This window comes from Brevibacillus sp. SIMBA_040 (genome assembly GCF_046535075.1).
GTDB lineage: Bacteria > Bacillota > Bacilli > Brevibacillales > Brevibacillaceae > Brevibacillus.
On sequence record NZ_JAWRXI010000210.1, the window covers coordinates 1 to 266 of the forward strand.

A 266-nucleotide genomic window follows, 5' to 3' on the forward strand; every position below is an offset into this window, starting at 1 on the left:
GTAGAACTCATGGTTAAACTTCCTGTGGTGCTTGTTCCGAGTAAATTATATTCTAAATTACTTATTGTTGCGGTTGAAACAACATTCACGGTTCCGCCTGTTGCGGTAATATTTACACCTTGTGAAGCGTATGGATTAATAATAGTCGCATTTTCCGTTCCTTTATAAATAATGTAAATTTTAGTAAGATTTACGGACGTTGAATAAAATGTAATACTGTCAACGATAGATTTCGGTATATCTAAACTTCCCGTATTTCCTGTGAT

1 protein-coding gene is annotated in these 266 nt (G+C 34.2%); it reads right to left on the minus strand.

All coding sequences use genetic code 11. The annotated features are described in order from the left end of the window. A partial coding sequence (locus SB752_RS32580) for a hypothetical protein (RefSeq protein ID WP_410719525.1) occupies positions 1 to 266 on the minus strand: 266 nt, incomplete at both ends.